Origin of the sequence: Leptolyngbya sp. GB1-A1, from assembly GCF_039962475.1 — a bacterium.
Taxonomy (GTDB): domain Bacteria; phylum Cyanobacteriota; class Cyanobacteriia; order Elainellales; family Elainellaceae; genus Leptolyngbya_A.
Genome location: NZ_JAMPLI010000002.1, coordinates 366,539 through 383,818 on the forward strand (window position 1 = coordinate 366,539; position 17,280 = coordinate 383,818).

A 17,280-nucleotide genomic window follows, 5' to 3' on the forward strand; every position below is an offset into this window, starting at 1 on the left:
CAAAGAAAACTCGGTGAGATGGGAGATGAGAGATGGGAAGGTGGGAAAATGGGGAATCGGAAGGTTGTTGATCAGACATTACGCTGAGTTCTTGAACCTCGTCGATCGCCCCCTTCACCGCTTTATCTATCAATTGAACACAATTGAACAATTGAAAATTCGCACCTCCTCATCCCCTCACCCTAACTCAACACCCAACTCACCAGCGTCCGCACCGGAAATCCTGTTGCTCCAGCATTATTGCAGCCGTTTTCTTTGTCCGCCCAGACAGGTCCAGCGATGTCTAGGTGCGCCCAAGGGGTTTCTTTGACAAACTGCTTTAGGAAGAGTGCTGCGGTAATTGCGCCGCCCGGTCGGGGTCCAGTATTTTTCATATCGGCAACGCCTGACTTCAGCCCGTCGAAATATTTTTCTTCCATCGGCATCCGCCAGAATTTTTCGCCTGCGGTTTCGCCCGCCTGGGCAAGCTGATTGGCGAGCGACTCATCGGCTGTCCACATTCCAGCAATGTCATCGCCCAGAGCAATCACACAGGCTCCAGTCAGGGTTGCCAGATCAACGATCGCATCCAGTTCTAGATTCTCGGTGTACACCAGCGCGTCTGCTAGCGTCAGGCGACCTTCGGCATCGGTGTTGTTGACTTCGATCGTCTTGCCGTTAGAAGCAGTGAGAATATCGCCGGGGTGCATGGCATGACCGCTGATCATGTTTTCGGTAACGGCACTGATGAAATGCACTTCCACATCTGGCTTGAGTGCGCCGATCGCCTTAGCTGCGCCCAGGGTAGCCGCTGCCCCGCCCATGTCGGTTTTCATCATTTCGATGCCGCTGCCTGCCCCTTTGACGTTTAAGCCGCCGCTATCAAAAGTGAGTCCTTTGCCGACGATCGCCACTCTCTTCCGGGGCGTACCTTCGGGACGATAAGTGATGTGAATAAACTTAGGCGGCAGGTCAGAGGCTTTTGCCACTCCCAAAAATGCACCCATTCCCAGCTTTTCGCAGTCTTCCTGCTCCAGAATCTGGATGTCCATGCCGTACTCACGGGCGATCGCTTCGGCGGTTGCTGCCATCACAGGCGGCGTCACAATATTTGCGGGAGCGGCAACCAGTTCACGGGCAAGAATCACGCCCAAGGCAATTTGGCGGGCACAAGTCAGGGCAGCGTCTTGACCGCCCAAACCCAATAGCTCAATCGTCTCCAGCTTTGATCCTTTCTCTTCGGTATCCGACTTAAACCGATTGTCCTGATGCAGTGCCAGTTCAATGCCTTCGCCGATCGTCTGTGCGGTTTGTACACGGTCGCTGTTCCAGACGGGCAGACTGATTCCTAGCGTTTTTGCTTTCTCCCGCTTGCCCAACCGAGCCACAGCGGCAGCCGATCGCCTGAGGGTGTCTAGCTTTAGTCCGTCTGCTTTGCCCAAACCAACGATCGCGACTTTTTTAGGCAATGTTCCGGTGCGCGTAACTGCCGTACTGCCTTCTTTCCCCTTAAACTCGACTTCAGCAATTAGCTCAGACAGGACGCCGTTAAATTTGCGATCGAGTTCTGCCAAATCGCCGGATAGCTCAACGTCGTCTTCAAACAAGCCAATCACTAAACAATCGCCCGACCACTCTAGCCGGGGTGTGTCAATTCCTCGAAGCTCCATGCTTGACATCACCTGAAAAGAACTTTCCTCCAGTATTGCGTATTGTTTTGAGTTTGGATCTCCGTTTGAACCTCGTTTGTGAACCAACAGAACTCATCGTTATCAATCAACAAAATTCTGCTTACAGATTGGTTAAGCGGTCGCAACTGTCCCACACTGCCCCTAGGCCCGCATTGCCCTGATTGGAATAGGCTTCCCGATCGTTCAAAGCCTTCTAGAATTGAGGGATTTAGGGAGCCAGCAAACCTCAAGCACTAAACCCAAAAACTTCTCGTTTCCCCGGTAGAAATGGAGGGTGAGGGGGCAGTTCGGATCGCAGCTTTAGTTTTCAAATATCCGCTTCGTAAACATCACCGCGATTCGCTCAGCATTTGTTAAAGTGACTGAAGTTTAACTGTCCTCTTCCCCCAGCTTCATGCTCAAGCTCCCCAAAAAGCAAGTGCTGCTGACGGCGATCGGTCTAACCGTGCTGACAGGTGCGACTGCCTCCGCCCTGACGCTGACCGGAAAAATTCGCCATGTACCCTTGATCAGCTCCTGGTTTCAATCTTTTGAGTCGATTCCGGCACAATTAAATTCGGCTTCGTTCAATTTGACTTCGGCGCAGGACTCAGCGGTTTTGCCTCTGGCAACTCAAGCGGCGGCAGAACGGGCGGCAAAGCTGGAAGCAATTGCTAAGGGTTCCCCTTCGATCGATCGAAGTCGTGCCCGCTATTTACTGGCAAGCGATTTGATTCAGCAGGATCATGGCGGTAAGGCACTGCCTTGGCTGAAGGGACTGGAAAAAGAGTACCCTGTGCTGGCAGCGCAGATTTTGGCAAAGCGGGCGCAGGCTTACCGCGCAACTGGGAACTCTGCCCAAGCTGAAGCGACCTGGAAGCAGCTTGTCGAGCAATACCCTAAAGCTCCGATCGCTGCAGAAGCATTGTTTCAGTTGGGCAAGCAAAATCCGCAGTTTTGGGATCAGGCGCTTGACCAGTTTCCGGCCCACCCCCGCAGCGTTGAAATTGCGATCACGCGATTAGAGAAAGAACCCAACCAGCCAGGAATGCTTCTGCTGCTGACACGTCACGCAGTCTATCTGCCTAATATTCGCGGCATTCTCGATCGTCTAAGAACCGAGTACGCCCGTCAACTCAAGCCTGAAGACTGGGAGGCGATCGGCTTTGCTGCCTGGGAAAATGGGCTGTATGGCAGTGCGGCTTCTGCCTATGCCAAGGCTCCAAATACGCCGCTGAATTTCTATCGGGCGGGACGAGGGGCGCAGCTTAACGAACAGGGGCAAACTGCTTACAATTTCTATAATCGCCTGGTTCAGGCTTTTCCCGATGCGAAGGAAACCGGGATGGCACTGGTGCGTCTGGCTGACCTGGCAGAAACCCCGCAGGCGGCGATCGGCTATCTCGATCGAGCCATCAACCAGTTTCCCAACGAAGCAGCGGAAGCTCTGCTGAAAAAGTCAAAGCTGCTGCAAGCGATGGGCAGCAATGAATCGGCTCTAAAAGCCCGACAGTCGATTCTCACGCAGTACAGTGCATCGGAGACGGCAGCCGAAATCCGTTGGGAGCAGGCAGAACTTAACGCCAAAAAGGGCGATGCTCAGGCTGCCTGGGAATGGGCGCGGCAGGTTGTAGAGCAAAATCCTGACAGCGAACTCGCCCCTGAAGCTTCTTTTTGGGTCGGAAAGTGGGCAACTACACTGGGCAAACCGCAAGAAGCTGCGAAAGCGTTTGAATACACCCTGAGCCAGTACCCGCAATCCTACTATGCGTGGCGATCGGCAAGTAGTCTGGGTTGGGAGAACGTAGGCGACTTTTCCTCGGTTCGCACCAAGCAGCCCCAGGTTGTCAAACCCGAAATTCGTCCCGATTTGCTGGCAGGCTCAGACGCGACTAAAGAACTATATCGGCTGGGTCAAAAACGCGACGCCTGGTCGCAGTGGCAAGTGGAATTCACGAACTATCGTCAGCCCACTGTGGCAGAACAATTTACCGATGGACTGCTGCGCCTTGGTGTGAACGACAATCTAGACGGCATCTATATGCTCTCCAGTCTGGGGTGGCGTGACTCCGCTGCTGAAAAAGCAGAGGCAAAAGCAATCAAGCAGCAGCCCGCTTACTGGCAAGCACTCTATCCGTTCCCATATCTGAAGCCGATCGAGCAAGCCGCCCAACAGCAGCAAATCAACCCGCTCCTGATCACTGCCCTGATGCGCCAGGAATCCCGCTTTGAACCGGAAATTGTTTCTGTGGCAGAGGCGATCGGCTTAATGCAAGTCATCCCGGAAACGGCGGAGTGGGTGGCAAGCCAGATTAACCTCAAAAACTACAATCTCAAGAATCCAACCGACAATATCAAAATCGGAACCTGGTATCTCAACTACACCCATCGCGAATATCAAGACAACTCTTTGCTTGCCGTTGCCAGCTACAATGCGGGACCGGGTGCTGTTGCCGAGTGGGTGCAGGAATTTGGGGCGATCGATCCTGATCAGTTTATTGAACGCATTCCCTATCCCGAAACTAAGGGGTATGTTACTTCGGTATTAGAAAACTACTGGAACTATCTACGAATTTATAACCCGGAAGTGTCTGCAAAGCTGGCTCAGTTTTCTGAAAACCATGCTGTGCTTCATCGCAATTAATTCAGTTACTGAAAACCTGGAAGAACCGGGTCTGGATCTGACCCTAAATAAAACTCGACTAACAAAACTTGGCGTTGCTGAATCGAAATATGAAGAACCCAAGTGAGCTCCTGCATCGCCCCCTAAATCCCCCAATGCTGGGGGACTTTGAAGAGTAGTTCCCCCCAACTTTGGGGGGCTAGGGGGGCGAATCAATACTTAAATTCAGCAACGCCCCAAACTTGACCAACAACTAAGGTGCCAGTTCTCAAGTCTCTTTCACCCAATCACAAACGATTTGCCTGATGACGGTGTGAAAAAACCTGAAATCTGACACCCGATGACTCAATGAGCCAATGTCTTGATTTGTTCGCCCTAGTCAGCGGTTGCCAGCTCGGTTGCGCCGCGCGTCCGGCGACGAGTCAGCGAGTTAAACAGCATTTGACCGATCGCCTTAATCAGGTTGCCTTCCAACTCGTTGAACAGCTTCATGTTCATACCAAAAGCATCATTGGCTTCTTCCACAATGCGATCGGCGGTTGCTTCATCGATGGGCAGTTCGTCCAGTGTTTGGCGATACTTTGCCTTGAATGCCTTCTCGTCGGAAATGTCCTGGAATTCGTAGAAAGCCGTGCCTTCACCTTCAGCCAGGTTCATAGCGCGCTGCGCAATGTTCTTGAGAATTTGTCCACCAGACAGGTCGCCCAGATAGCGCGTGTAGGAGTGGGAAATCAGCAGTTCGGGGCTGTTGTTGGAAATGTCACGAATGCGCTGCACATAAGCTTCGCCTGCAGGGGAAAGCTCGATTTGCTCTCGCCAGTTGTTGCCGAAGTAGTAGCGCATGTCTTGTTCCAGACTCGCTTTGCGGTTCAGCTCAGAAAAGTAAATTTTAGAAACAATAGGGTGTTCCCGGTGACGCTCCATTTCTTCTTCCATCGCGGAATACACAAAGTAGAAGTTTGCTGCGAGCTTGCGGTAGGAATTTTTCTCTACCACGCCTTTGAGAAAGCACTTCACAAAACCGACGTTTTCCGCCATCGTATGGGCTTTTTTCGTACCCTCTCTGAGCTTTGTTGCGAGATTACTGCTCATGCTAAAGTTCCTACTCAACGTCTCAATTAAGGTTTGATATGGATAAACGGGTTACCGAATTTCGGTGACTGCACCTGAGAACACGAGGTGCTTGAAGGAAAAACTATATCGAAAGGCGCACCTAGATTGTTACAGTAAACTGATTTGATGAGCGTTTGTGTTAAAAATTCTTACGCAGGTGGGATGATCGGTTGCAAAAATTAAAATTTACAAGGGGAGTGTTTTAAGAATCCAGGGCTTGAGAGCTGAGGAAAACGATTCAGTAGAACCATAATGAAAACTATCTTAGTAGAACCATAATGAAATGAAAGGAGCTAACTGAGAGCCAAGAGCGATGAGGCGGAAACGATGAGGCAAGAACGATCGTGACACAACGGGCACTGCTGCTAATTAATCCTCACGCTCGTCGCGGAGCGGCATCTAGCGCACAGGTCAAACGATCGCTCGAAGCGCAAAATCTTGATTTGACTCCGGTTGAAGCCACGCCCGATCGCTTTCCAGACGTGATTCGGCAATATCAGCATCAGGTGGACTGCGTGGTGATCGGCGGCGGAGATGGCAGCGTGAATGCGGCGATCGAAGGACTGCTGCAAACTCAGTTGCCTGTGGGAGTATTGCCGCTGGGCACAGCCAATAATCTGGCGCGAACGCTGGGAATTCCGACGGATTTGACGGAAGCCTGTGGGACGATCGCTCAGGGTCGAATTCAGGCAATTGATCTGGGCTGGGTGAATGGGCACTACTTTTTTAACGTGGCAGGGATAGGGCTGAGTGCCAGCATTAATCGCCAGGTCGAGAAACACCTGAAGCGCAAATGGGGCGTGGTTGCCTATGCGGTGACTGCCCTGAAGCTCATTTTGAAACAGCGACGGCTCCGTGCTGAAATTCACTGCAATGGCGAAGTAATTCGCGTCAAGAGTTACCAGATTACCGTGTGCAACGGGCGATATTACGGCAGCGGTTTAACCGTAGCGGCAGATGCAGCAATCAACGACCAGCGACTCGACCTGTGCAGCATGGAACTTCAGCACTGGTGGCAAATTTTCTGGCTACTGCCTGCCCTCACACGCGGACAATATGCCGCAGGACGCGGGGTTCGGATTTTGCATAGCCAAGAATTCACGATTTACACCCGCACTCCAACCGCGATCGATACCGATGGCGAAATTACGACCGAAACCCCGGCTCAGTTTAAGGTGATTCCCCAGGCGATTCGCGTCTTTGTGCCTGGGAATTAAAATCTAAATACTGAGCTTCCAATAAGTCTTACAATGTCTCTGCCAAAAATCTCCCTGCAAGAAGTTCAAGAGCTTGCCCTGCAATTATCGGCGAGCGATCGGCGTACTCTCTTGCAGTTCATTACCGAGTCACTTGAGGATGTGCCTGAGCATCCAAATGATTCATCGGCATCATTAGCTCCGATCGAGGCTCTTGTGAGGAGTACTGCTTCAACAAAAAGTCAAGCACGACGGGCGGCTGCAATTCGCCAGATGGGCGGACTCTTAAAAACCGACCAGCCAACTCCTACTGATGCTGAAGTTCAAAAGCTGCTAGAGGAACGACGGATAGAAAAATACTTGCAATGAAAATTTTGGTAGATACAAACATCATTCTGGATTTTCTGCTTGAAAGGGAGCCGTTTTTGGAGGATGCAGCCGCTTTGTTTCAGGCAATTGAATCAGGACTGGCGATTGGCTATGCGACAGCGACTACTTTGACCAATATTTTCTACATTGCAAGGCGCCATACTCAAAGCATTGAGCGAGCAAGACAAGCGGTTAGAACAATATTGGCAGTAATGAGAATTTGTCCAGTTAATCGTGCTGTTCTGCGACATGCTCTGGAATTTGAAATCCCAGATTTTGAGGATGCTGTGCAAATTGCCTGTGCATTCGACCGAAGATTGGATGCAATCGTGACGCGCGATTTACGTTTCGCTGCCTCCCCAATTCGAGTGCTAACTGTTAGGCAGCTTCTTGAGCAGCTTGTCCCAACGGAGTAGGAAATTACCGCTGAGAGATTGGTTCCGAAACGCCCTGGAGTGCCTGAATCGATCGCCGTTTACGCCAGGTTCGCCAGCGAATATCGTGGAACAGGGTGTAGAAGCAGGGAATGATGATTAGCGTGGGCAGAGTGGCAACGGTGAGTCCGGCGAACACGACGACGCCTAATGGCTGCAAGAATTCTGAGCCTTCGCCAATGCCCAATGCCAAGGGAAACATCCCGATGACGGTGGTAATGGTGGTCATCAGAATCGGCTGAAGACGCTCTGGTGCAGCCCGCAGGATTGCCGTATAGGGGTCAGCTCCCTCCTCAGCGCGGATCTGGTTTGCCAGGTCGAGCATAATGATTGCGCTGTTCACCACAATTCCTACCAGCAGTACGGCTCCCACAGCTACCGTCGCGCCGATCGCCGTATTCGTTAAAAACAAGCCCAGGATACCGCCCGCCAGAGCCAGCGGAACCGAGAGCATGATCACCAGCGGATCGATCAGCGAATTGTACTGCACTGCCATCACAGTAAACACGAGGAAAGAAGCTAGTCCACCTAATAGAATTACCGCGTCCTGAATTTGCTTTGATGTTTCCGCACTGGCACTGGGCAGGAACGACACGCCTTCCGGCAACTGAAGCTGACCGATAATTGCATCTTTCTCAGCAATGGCATCACCCAGGCTTGCCCCTTCCGAAAGGTTTCCGGCAATGAGAAACACCTGCCGCTGATTGATGCGCTGAATCTGTCCCGGAGCTTGCCCGGACTCGATCGTTGCCACTTCTTCCAGACGTACGAGGCGATTGTCTTCTGTAAATAAAGGAATGCCCCGCAGTGCTTCTGGTCGCTGGATTGCATCAGATGGGATCTGCACCCGCACATCAACCAACCGTTCGCCCCGCTGAAGCTGCGTGGGAATGCTGCCTTCAATCGCCGTCTGAATGGTTTCACCGATATCCCGTGCCGAAAGCCCCAGAGCAGCAGCTCTTTCCCAATCTGGGCGAATCTGCACTTCTGGTTGAGGTGGGTCAGCATCCGGGCGATAGCGAGCTAGTTTTGCTTGCTGATCCAGGGCAGCTAGAATTTGCGCCCCTGCCTGCCTGAGCGTTTGTTCATTGTCTCCCTGCAATGCCAAGTCAATATCGCCGCCGCGCACCGGAGAGTTGTTCAGCACCAGACCCCGCACTGAGTCTGGGGATAGCCTTAGCCGCGTATCGACCAGATTGAGCTTTCGGAGTTCGCCGTTCATGCGATCGACAAATGCCTCAATATCAGTTCCCGGTTTCAGCGTAATACTGCTGGAGCCGCGCAAAGGGTTCTCGCTTGTGTTGCTGCCAAAGAGGAAACCGCCCGAAGTGGTAAACACAAATTGCGTCTCCGGCTGTTGCTGCATCAGCTCGTTCACTGCCTCCATGACCTTGCGGTTGTCTTCTAGAGGTGTTCCCGGCGGAAACTGAGCAATGAGTCTTGCCTGTCCAGTATTGATGCGCGGCAAGATTTCCTGTGGAATTCCCCTTGCCATAAGCACGCTACCACCGCCGAGTAAGAGAACAACAAGGACGATCGCGACCACGCGATGCTGAAGCACCCGCCCCAGAAGGCGACCGTAGAGCACCGTTGCATCCTCAATCCGCCGCCGAAAATTTCGCAGCAGCCAGAAGTCGCCCACCCGACTCGACCACCGCACCGCCAGCAGGCGAGAGGTAAGCATCGGCACGACCGTCAACGCCACGACCAGCGAAGCCGCCACTGCAAAGCTCACGGTTAGAATCAGCTCATTAAATAGCAGCGAAATAAAGCCGCCAATAAGCAGAAACGGAATCACGGAAACAAGGTTTGTGGTGGTGGCAGCCAGCAGAGCTGACTCAAGCTGCTGACTGGTGCGCTCTGCTTCATCAATAATCTGGGCACGGGACTGCTTGGAAGGGGCAGGGTGATGTCCGTTGCCATTCTCCTCTCCGTGGGAATCTCCGCTGTTGCGAGACGTACTAACCCCTTTGACAATGGTTTCCAACATTACGACTGAGTTGTCAACCACCATTCCCACGCCCAACGCCAGCCCTCCCAGACTGAACACGTTCATGGACAAGCCAAATACTCCCATTAGCATAATGGCTACTAGCGACGCCAAAGGAATCGCTAGCACGATGATCAACGTTTGCCGCAGCGACCCCAAGAACAGCAGCACGGCAACTCCCGCTAATGCTGCCCCACTCAGACCGGAAGAGGTCACGTTAGAAATCGAGTTGCGAATAAAGCGAGACTCGTCTAGCGTTGTTGTAATCTGCAAATCCTGAGGAATTACACCAGACGATCGCAGCGATTCAATCTTTTGTTTGAGGCCATCGACTACGGTAATGGTGTTTGCATCCGGCTGCTTCTGAACACTGACTTTAACCGCAGGTTCTCCATTAAGGGTGACAAAAACGCGTTGGTCTTCTGTGCTGTCGTTGACCTGAGCAAAGTCACGTAGATAGACACGCTGAGAGACAGTTTGAGGAAAGGTTTGTGAGCTGATTTGTGAATTTCCCTGTGAAGCGTTTTGTGAACCGGATTGAGATGCTGGACGATTCACATCAAACGACAAATTGCGAATTTCATCTGCCGTGCGAAAACGTCCGATCGTTCGCGTCAGGGATTCGGTATTGCCGCCGGAAATGCGTCCGCCGGAGGTGTCCTGGTTACGGTCTTCCAGAGTTGTCAGCACATCGTTGAGACCGACTCCTAACGCTTGCAGGCGATCGAGATCCAGATTGATTTGCACTTCTTCTTGAAGTCCGCCTGCTACATCGATGCTGGCAATGCCCGGAACAACCGTGAGTTCTCGCGCTAGGTCTTCATCAGCGAAGACGCGCAAATCAACCCCCTGAAGCGTTTGGGACGTGAGGGCAAACTCGTAAACCGGCAACTGAGACGGGTCAAACTTAAATAACTCTGGCTGCTCCGCCGTATCCGGTAAATCCCCTCTTGCCCGGTTGACAGCAGCAGTCGCATCATTTAAAGCCTGGTCAATGTTTCCTCCCGGCTGAAAGTACAGATCCACACTGACCTGCCCTTCTCGTGTCTGAGAAACAACCTGCTCCACGCCATCGGTTGCTGAAAGGGCCTGCTCCAGCGGGCGGGTAATTTCATCCACTGCCACCTGCGGCGAAATGCCCGGAGCCTGCACACGCACCGACACACGCGGATAAGTGATCGACGGCAGTAAATCAACCGGGAGCCGCACCAGGAAAAACACGCCCAGCACAATTACCATTAGCGTCAGCATCAGTGTGCCAATATGTTGCCGGATCGAAACCGAACTGATGCTAAAGGCTTTCCGCGAAGGCTGAAGATTGGGCGATCGTCCATCCTGGCTCATTGCGACTGTCCCCTTTCTGACAAAATACTGAACTGCACGGGCTGCCCTTCCTTAAGCGGCTGACTGCTCCGCACCACAAAGGCTTCACCCGGCTTTAAACCCGATCGCACTTCAACCTTACCGTTTTCCCGGCTGCCAATTTCAATCGACCGCGCTACGGTTGTTGCGTTCTGTCCTTCGCCCTGCACTACAAATAAGGTCACTTTCGATCCGGCGGCTGCCTGCGCTACATCGCTTTCTCCGCTCACGCTCAGCGCACTTTCAGGAATGATCACGCCACTGTTGTCACCTGTGGGAAACTGCACCCGCGCCAAAAATCCACTGCCGATCGCCCCATTAGGATTGGAAATCACGATCTCGACCGGAATTTGTCGCGCTGTCGGATCTGCTGCCGGCGAAATGCGAATCACTTCCCCCCGAAACTGCTGATTGGGAAAAGCATCCAGCCGCACATTTGCCGTTTGCCCCACCCGCAGCCGACCTCGCTTTAGCTCCGACACCTGCACCACCACTTTGACCTGGCTAAAATCGCCCAGCCGCACCACTTCACCCCCCGGCTGTACCAAATCTCCCGGTTCAACTGTCCGCTGCACAACAGTTCCACTAATCGGAGCTGTCAGCACCGAGTAATTTTGGCGGGCTTGCACTTCGGCTAACGTGGCTCGCTGTGCCGCAACCCTACCCTGAGCCGCTTCCACTGCCCGAAGCTGAGTTCTCACCTGCTCCTGGGCCGATCGCAGTGCTTGCTGTGCCGTGTTTGCCTGGGTTCGTGCCTGTTCTGCTGCCTGAGCAGTAATGGCTCCGTCCCGAGCAAGCAATTCAAGCCGATTGGCGTCTGCCTGGGCCTGCTGAAGCTCGATTCGTGCCTGTTCAACCTGCGTTCGGGCATCGCTGACTTCTGCCTGCGCCTGGGCGACCTCCGACTGAAGGGCTGCCAGATTTGCCCGCTCTTGATTCACCTGTGCCACCAGCAAGCGATCGTCTACCTGCCCGATCGTCTGTCCGCGTCCGACCGCATCTCCCACGTTCACCGCCAGATCTAGCAGTCGTCCCTCTGCCTGCGATCGCAGTGCGACTTCTCTGGCAGGTTGGGTTGTACCCGTGTAGGCGATCGCATCTTGCAGCGAACCTGTCTCGGCAACCGCAGTTTCAACCGAAGTCGGGGCATTTGCCGGACGAGATTGAGAAGCCTGGGATTGAGCGTCTGCCCGCTGGGAAATATTGCAGCCCGTTAATAAACCGAGAGCTGCTAGGGGAGCGATCGTCGCCATCAGAAAGCGAACGGTGAAGGGAAAGCGCATCGGGAGTAGGTAAGGGCAAAGGACAAATTTTACGATTTATTAACACTGTACACGCTCAAACTCACTTGCTTAGTATGCAGCTCCACAATCAGTCCGGCGGGGGAATCTATCGAAGCGGGCTGCGGGGGAATCTATCGAAGCGGGCTGCGGGCGATCGAGGCGTAGAGGCAAAACGTTTTCGAATGGTCGATTCAAAGAGGATTAAACAAAGAGAATTAAAAAAATTAGAGTTTTGCTTGTAATCCTTTAGTTTTTATTGGGGAAACGCAGCTTTGTTTAGAAAACTTCTTATCGTTTTACGATAATAGTTTGATAGTTTTACTCTGACATCTGTAAATCAGCGGTTTACTGATTTAACCCTTAGAGAAGGCAGTTCACCGAAGTTTACTAGCTCTGTTTCTCTACTTAACGTATTTTTCACCTTTCAGAGTTTCTCTACCTTTGGGTAGAAAGGCTCTCTCACTTTCGACAGTGTTTAGCTATCCCACAGACTGATTACGCTACTTGCAGTTGTAGGGTGATGCTCCTCAATGATTCAGGCTAACGGTATTTTTAGTTACATCATTTTCTGGGAGTTCGCCAAATCGATCCGAATTCGCGTCTTTATCTGTTCGTACTTTCTCGCAACAGACTGGGCTGCTATTGCCCAAGGCTAACCAGAAATTCATCATTCTAACTAAACAAAATGTTCGCGGTTGTCAGGTTCTGAACAGCAAGGTTTTGACCTGATTAAGAGAACGCTCAGCGATTTTGTAAATTTGCTATCTCCGATTTGGGACTGCATCAATTCAGTGATGTCTTCTGTGATCAGCAAGTTTGCATCCGTTGGGCTGAAGACGATCGCCTTTTCATGTTGATTCACCATTCCCAGACTTATTAACGACCGAGCAAAGAACTATGAGCAACGTACAAGCCCAACTGCACACAACGGATACGGGATTTCGGGTTGAAGGCTACGAAAAAATTGATTTTGGCTTTCAATTTGTCGATGGAATGTTTGATATCCAGAAGCCCGATCTGGCAGCTCACTACAAAGTATTGGGACGCTGTTTAGCGATCGTGGATCACAATGTTCATCGTCTTTATGGGCCGCAGCTCGAAGCTTACTTTCAGCACTACGGAATTGAACTGACAGTGTTTCCGGTTGTGATTGAGGAGCCCGATAAGACGATCGATACGTTTGAGACAATCATTGATGCATTTTGTCGTTTTAACCTGCGACGCAAAGAACCTGTGCTGGTGATCGGCGGCGGTTTAGTGCTGGATGTCACCGGATTTGCCTGCTCTACCTATCGCCGCAGCACAAACTATATTCGCATTCCCACCACCTTGATTGGTTTAATCGATGCTGGAATTGCGATCAAAGTGGCAGTGAATCACGGCAAACTCAAAAACCGCCTCGGCGCCTACCACGCGCCCAAGGAAATCTTCCTGGATTTTTCGTTCCTCAAAACGCTGCCCGTCGATCAAATCCGCAACGGCATGGCAGAACTGGTCAAAATTGCTGTCGTTGCCAACGCAGAAGTCTTCGATTTACTCGATCGCCACGGCGAAGATTTGCTTTACACGCACTTTGGCTATCAGGACAACGACGCAACACTGCAAGAGATCGGCAATCGGGTCAATTACGAATCGATCAAAACCATGCTGGATTTAGAGACCTGCAACCTGCATGAGATTATGCTCGATCGCGTCATTGCCTACGGTCATACCTGGAGCCCAACTTTGGAACTTGCACCCGAACCGCCCCTGCTCCACGGGCATGCGGTCAATATCGATATGGCTTTGTCGGCAACGCTGGCAGCCCAAAGAGGCTATATCTCAACTGCCGATCGCGATCGCATCCTGGGACTGATGAGCCGACTAGGGCTGGCACTCGACCATCCGATGATGGAAAGCGATTTGATGTGGCAAGCAACCCAATCGATTACGCTCACCCGCGATGGTCTCCTCCGTGCGGCAGTTCCCTGTCCGATCGGTGAGTGTTACTTTATCAGCGATCTGACTCGCGACGAGCTAGATGGCTGCATCAAAGCGCACAAAGATCTCTGTGCCTCCTATCCGCGTGAGGGAGCCGGCGTCGATGCTTATGTGGGCGATCGCGAGTCGATGACTTCTGTTGAAATGCCAGCATTGGTAGGGAGCAATCTATGACCCAGGGAATTGTCAATCAAGTTGTTGCTGAAATGCCCCGCCCGATCACGCCTGTAGGAATCGCCGCCAACCACTTAGAAGCTGCAATGGCAATGCTGACCCAGGTGAAAGATGTTCCCGACGAACTCGCGCTTCATCTTCAGCAAGCCACGATGTTGATCGCCGGACTCGACCCTTATCTGGGAGCCTGCACCACGCCCGAATCGCCCGCACTAACCCGAATCGCCCAGAAAACTCATCTGGAACCGTGGCAGGCAAAATATACCAGTGGTGCAACAGTACGGCAGCTAGAGCAGGAAATGCTGTCGGGTCACGTCGAGGGACAAACGCTGAAACTGTTCGTGCAGATGACGCGATCGCGCCGCATTCTCGACATTGGCATGTTTACCGGATACTCGGCACTGGCAATGGCAGAGGCCCTGCCTCCCGACGGTTATCTGGTTGCCTGCGAGGTCGATCCCTACGTGGCAGAGTTTGCCCATACGCTGCTGGATCAGTCACCTCACGGAGACAAGATTCGGATCGAGCTGGGGGCAGCCCTGGAAATTATAGACGAGCTGGCAGCAAGCGGCGAATCGTTTGATTTTGTGTTCATTGATGCCGATAAGAAAGAGTACGTTCAGTACTATCAAAAGCTGATGGACAGCAGCCTTCTATCGCAAAACGGCTATATCTGTGTGGACAACACTTTGTATCAGGGACAGGTTTATCTGCCAGAAGCTGATCGATCAGAAAATGCAAAGGCGATCGATCGATTCAATAAAACCGTTGCTGCCGATCCGCGAGTTGAGCAAGTGCTGTTGCCGCTGCGAGATGGCATCACGGTGATCCGCCGCCTGTAGTCTCAAGTTTCCCTTCCTGTGCGACGGCTCTGACCAGCATTGTTTGGTTTGAGCCTCGCCTTTCATATTTTATGCCCATCCTGCGGTGTGCTAATTCCTAAACGATGAATTCTCAATCAATATCCGATCGCACTCTAGCTGAGCTGCAAAATTTAGCAACACTGGCATTATTGTATGTCGTCTTTCCAGTTAATTTGATTATTGTTGCCATTACACTGATTATTCATACGTTAAATTCGCAAGCTAATTCCGAAACAAATTCTGCGAATGTTCGTATTAATTCAGGATCTAATCAAAGAACTGTTTTAATTACGGGCGGCAAAATGACTAAAGCATTGCAGCTTGCCCGTTCTTTTCATGCTGCCGGACATCGTGTGATTTTGGTTGAAATTGATAAATACTGGATGACCGGACATCGGTTCTCGAAAGCAGTCGATCGCTTTTATACCGTAGCCTCACCCCGAACAGATCTAGAAGCATTTCTTCAGGATCTTACCGCGATCGTTAAACAAGAGCAGGTTAACTTTTTGGTTCCTGTCACTGCTGCTAATGAAAGCTATTACACAGCATTAGCAAAATCATCACTGCCGTCGTCCTGTGAAGTTTTTCAGTTTGATACGGATTTGATTCGTCGATTGGATGACAAATATGAATTTTCTCAGATGGCAAATGCGATCGGGTTATCCGTTCCCCGTACGTTCCGCATCACCTCCCCAGAGCAGCTTCTAGATTTTGAATTTCCATCGGACAGCAGCCGCTATATTTTCAAAAATATTGCCTATGATGCGGTGCATCGGTTGGACATGACCCAGTATCCGATGGCATCCCGGCAGGCTGCTCAGGCACAGCTTCAAGGTTTGCCGATTCGAGCAGACAATCCCTGGGTTCTCCAGGAGTTTATCCCGGGGCAGGAATACTGCACCCACAGCACAGTGCAAAACGGCAAAATTCAGCTTCACTGCTGTTCCCGATCGTCTGCCTTTCAAGTGAATTACGAGCAGGTCGATCATCCCAAAATTCTTGAGTGGGTGACGCGATTTGTCAAAGCCTATCAGCTCACGGGACAAATCTCGTTCGACTTTATCGAAGCACAGAATGGCACAGTGTATGCGATCGAATGCAATCCCCGTACCCATTCGGCAATTACCCTGTTTTACAATCATCCTGGCGTTGCCGATGCCTATCTCAGCAAACAGCCGCTCCCAGACGCGCCGCTTCAACCCCTGCCTAGCAGCAAGCCGACTTATTGGACATATCACGAACTCTGGCGACTGACCGGAATTCGCTCATCCAGTGATTTCATCCAGTGGTTCAATTCCTTACTGCGCGGCAAAGACGCTATTCTTCAGGCCGACGATCCGCTGCCGTTTCTTATGGTGCATCACTGGCATATCCCGCTGCTGTTACTCAACGCGCTGCAACGTCAAAAACGCTGGGTCAGAATTGACTTCAACATCGGCAAACTGGTGGAATTGGGCGGCGATTAGCGTGATTCAAAAGAGGGACGAAATGCGACCGAATCACGTTCTTTTGTGAGAGGGGAAACCCAAATTTTGCTTTTTAGAATAAGCACAACTTTTGTTGATTCACCCGAAGCAAGATTTATGCAGTACGACCAGTTTATTAAGCACGTCCAGAGCTTTGCTCAACTCGATTCGCGTGAGGCCGCTGAAACCGCCACTGGAGCTGTGTTAGAAACGATCGCAGACCGCATTGTGGGCGACGAGGCACACCAGCTTGCTGCCCAGCTTCCTAAACAGCTTGATGAGTACCTGTACGGACGCGAAGGACAAAACGGAACCTACTTTTCCCTGCGAGAATTCTACGAGCGCGTGGCTCAAAAAGCAGGCGTTGAACTGACGATCGCCCCTACTTACTGCCGAGCTGTCTTTGCGGTGCTTAACGCTGCCGTTACCCCTGGCGAATTTGCAGACGTAAAAGCCAACTTCTCTGAAGAATACGAGGAACTGTTTGCTCCCCCCGCCCAGGTGTAAGCCAATTATCAGGCGAATCGTCAGGCGATCGTATGACCCAGCCTCTTGCCTTTATGGTGAGAGGTTTTAAGTGGTGAGCGGTTTCAAATTGTCCCTTAACGGAACTGAGCTGAACATCTGCAAAAAACGGCATTGCTGAATCGGGATAGGAAGGGTGCAAATTTAGCTTCTGTATCGCCCCCTAAATCCCTCAATACTGGGGGACTTTGAATTCTGGTTCCCCCAAAGTTGGGGGGCTAGGGGGGCGTATCATACTCCGATTCAGCAACAC

12 protein-coding genes are annotated in these 17,280 nt (G+C 51.7%); 8 read left to right on the forward strand and 4 right to left on the reverse strand.

Annotated features, from left to right (window positions below):
• Positions 1–182: 182 nt before the first annotated feature.
• Positions 183–1,649 (reverse strand): leucyl aminopeptidase, encoded by a 1,467-nt coding sequence (locus tag NDI45_RS03535; protein ID WP_190794456.1) that lies wholly within the window; start codon positions 1,647–1,649, stop codon positions 183–185.
• A 415-nt stretch (positions 1,650–2,064) separates the two neighbouring features.
• Here NDI45_RS03535 and NDI45_RS03540 point away from each other — a divergent pair, with 415 nt between their 5' ends.
• Entirely contained in the window at positions 2,065–4,293 is a 2,229-nt protein-coding gene (locus NDI45_RS03540; protein ID WP_348246334.1) for a transglycosylase SLT domain-containing protein, read from the forward strand.
• A 354-nt stretch (positions 4,294–4,647) separates the two neighbouring features.
• On the opposite strand, the gene NDI45_RS03545 is transcribed toward NDI45_RS03540, so the two are convergent.
• A complete protein-coding gene (locus NDI45_RS03545; RefSeq protein WP_190794454.1) occupies positions 4,648–5,364 on the reverse strand; it encodes a heme oxygenase (biliverdin-producing) in 717 nt (238 codons plus the stop codon).
• A gap of 365 nt (positions 5,365–5,729) precedes the next feature.
• Between NDI45_RS03545 and NDI45_RS03550 the strand changes: the two genes are divergently transcribed.
• From NDI45_RS03550 to NDI45_RS03560, 3 genes are read left to right on the forward strand one after another with little or no spacing between them, the layout of a single operon-like run.
• On the forward strand, positions 5,730–6,602 hold the full coding sequence (locus tag NDI45_RS03550; RefSeq protein ID WP_348246337.1) for a lipid kinase: 873 nt from the start codon (positions 5,730–5,732) through the stop codon (positions 6,600–6,602).
• Positions 6,603–6,650: 48 nt separating this feature from the next.
• Positions 6,651–6,950 (forward strand): hypothetical protein, encoded by a 300-nt coding sequence (locus tag NDI45_RS03555; protein WP_190794465.1) that lies wholly within the window; start codon positions 6,651–6,653, stop codon positions 6,948–6,950.
• Positions 6,947–7,366, forward strand: coding sequence for a PIN domain-containing protein (locus NDI45_RS03560; RefSeq protein ID WP_348246339.1), 420 nt, complete (start codon positions 6,947–6,949; stop codon positions 7,364–7,366). Before NDI45_RS03555 ends, NDI45_RS03560 begins: the two co-directional genes overlap by 4 nt.
• Positions 7,367–7,370: 4 nt before the next feature.
• Here the strand turns inward: NDI45_RS03560 and NDI45_RS03565 are convergent, their stop codons facing one another.
• Positions 7,371–10,718, reverse strand: coding sequence for an efflux RND transporter permease subunit (locus tag NDI45_RS03565; protein ID WP_348246341.1), 3,348 nt, complete (start codon positions 10,716–10,718; stop codon positions 7,371–7,373).
• Positions 10,715–12,019, reverse strand: a complete 1,305-nt coding sequence (locus tag NDI45_RS03570) for an efflux RND transporter periplasmic adaptor subunit (RefSeq protein ID WP_348246343.1) — start codon at positions 12,017–12,019, stop codon at positions 10,715–10,717. Before NDI45_RS03570 ends, NDI45_RS03565 begins: the two co-directional genes overlap by 4 nt.
• Before the next feature lie 897 nt (positions 12,020–12,916).
• Here NDI45_RS03570 and NDI45_RS03575 point away from each other — a divergent pair.
• The 4 genes from NDI45_RS03575 to NDI45_RS03590 all read left to right on the forward strand — a co-directional run bounded on the left by NDI45_RS03575 (position 12,917) and on the right by NDI45_RS03590 (position 17,009).
• Positions 12,917–14,173 (forward strand): sedoheptulose 7-phosphate cyclase, encoded by a 1,257-nt coding sequence (locus NDI45_RS03575; RefSeq protein WP_348246345.1) that lies wholly within the window; start codon positions 12,917–12,919, stop codon positions 14,171–14,173.
• Positions 14,170–15,015, forward strand: coding sequence for a class I SAM-dependent methyltransferase (locus NDI45_RS03580; protein ID WP_348246347.1), 846 nt, complete (start codon positions 14,170–14,172; stop codon positions 15,013–15,015). The genes NDI45_RS03575 and NDI45_RS03580 overlap by 4 nt, the downstream gene beginning before the upstream one ends.
• 104 nt (positions 15,016–15,119) lie before the next feature.
• A complete protein-coding gene (locus tag NDI45_RS03585; RefSeq protein ID WP_348246349.1) occupies positions 15,120–16,502 on the forward strand; it encodes an ATP-grasp enzyme in 1,383 nt (460 codons plus the stop codon).
• A 117-nt stretch (positions 16,503–16,619) separates the two neighbouring features.
• Positions 16,620–17,009, forward strand: a complete 390-nt coding sequence (locus NDI45_RS03590; protein WP_190789759.1) for a DUF2267 domain-containing protein — start codon at positions 16,620–16,622, stop codon at positions 17,007–17,009.
• Positions 17,010–17,280: the final 271 nt, after the last annotated feature.

Bases quoted from the DNA above. Each gene is read 5' to 3' on its own strand.
- NDI45_RS03545 (WP_190794454.1), bottom strand. From the start codon at position 5,364: ATGAGCAGTAATCTCGCAACAAAGCTCAGAGAGGGTACGAAAAAAGCC.
- NDI45_RS03560 (WP_348246339.1), top strand. From the start codon at position 6,947: ATGAAAATTTTGGTAGATACAAACATCATTCTGGATTTTCTGCTTGAA.
- NDI45_RS03585 (WP_348246349.1), top strand. From the start codon at position 15,120: ATGAATTCTCAATCAATATCCGATCGCACTCTAGCTGAGCTGCAAAAT.
- NDI45_RS03580 (WP_348246347.1), top strand. From the start codon at position 14,170: ATGACCCAGGGAATTGTCAATCAAGTTGTTGCTGAAATGCCCCGCCCG.
- NDI45_RS03570 (WP_348246343.1), bottom strand. From the start codon at position 12,019: ATGCGCTTTCCCTTCACCGTTCGCTTTCTGATGGCGACGATCGCTCCC.
- NDI45_RS03590 (WP_190789759.1), top strand. From the start codon at position 16,620: ATGCAGTACGACCAGTTTATTAAGCACGTCCAGAGCTTTGCTCAACTC.
- NDI45_RS03535 (WP_190794456.1), bottom strand. From the start codon at position 1,649: ATGGAGCTTCGAGGAATTGACACACCCCGGCTAGAGTGGTCGGGCGAT.
- NDI45_RS03540 (WP_348246334.1), top strand. From the start codon at position 2,065: ATGCTCAAGCTCCCCAAAAAGCAAGTGCTGCTGACGGCGATCGGTCTA.
- NDI45_RS03575 (WP_348246345.1), top strand. From the start codon at position 12,917: ATGAGCAACGTACAAGCCCAACTGCACACAACGGATACGGGATTTCGG.
- NDI45_RS03565 (WP_348246341.1), bottom strand. From the start codon at position 10,718: ATGAGCCAGGATGGACGATCGCCCAATCTTCAGCCTTCGCGGAAAGCC.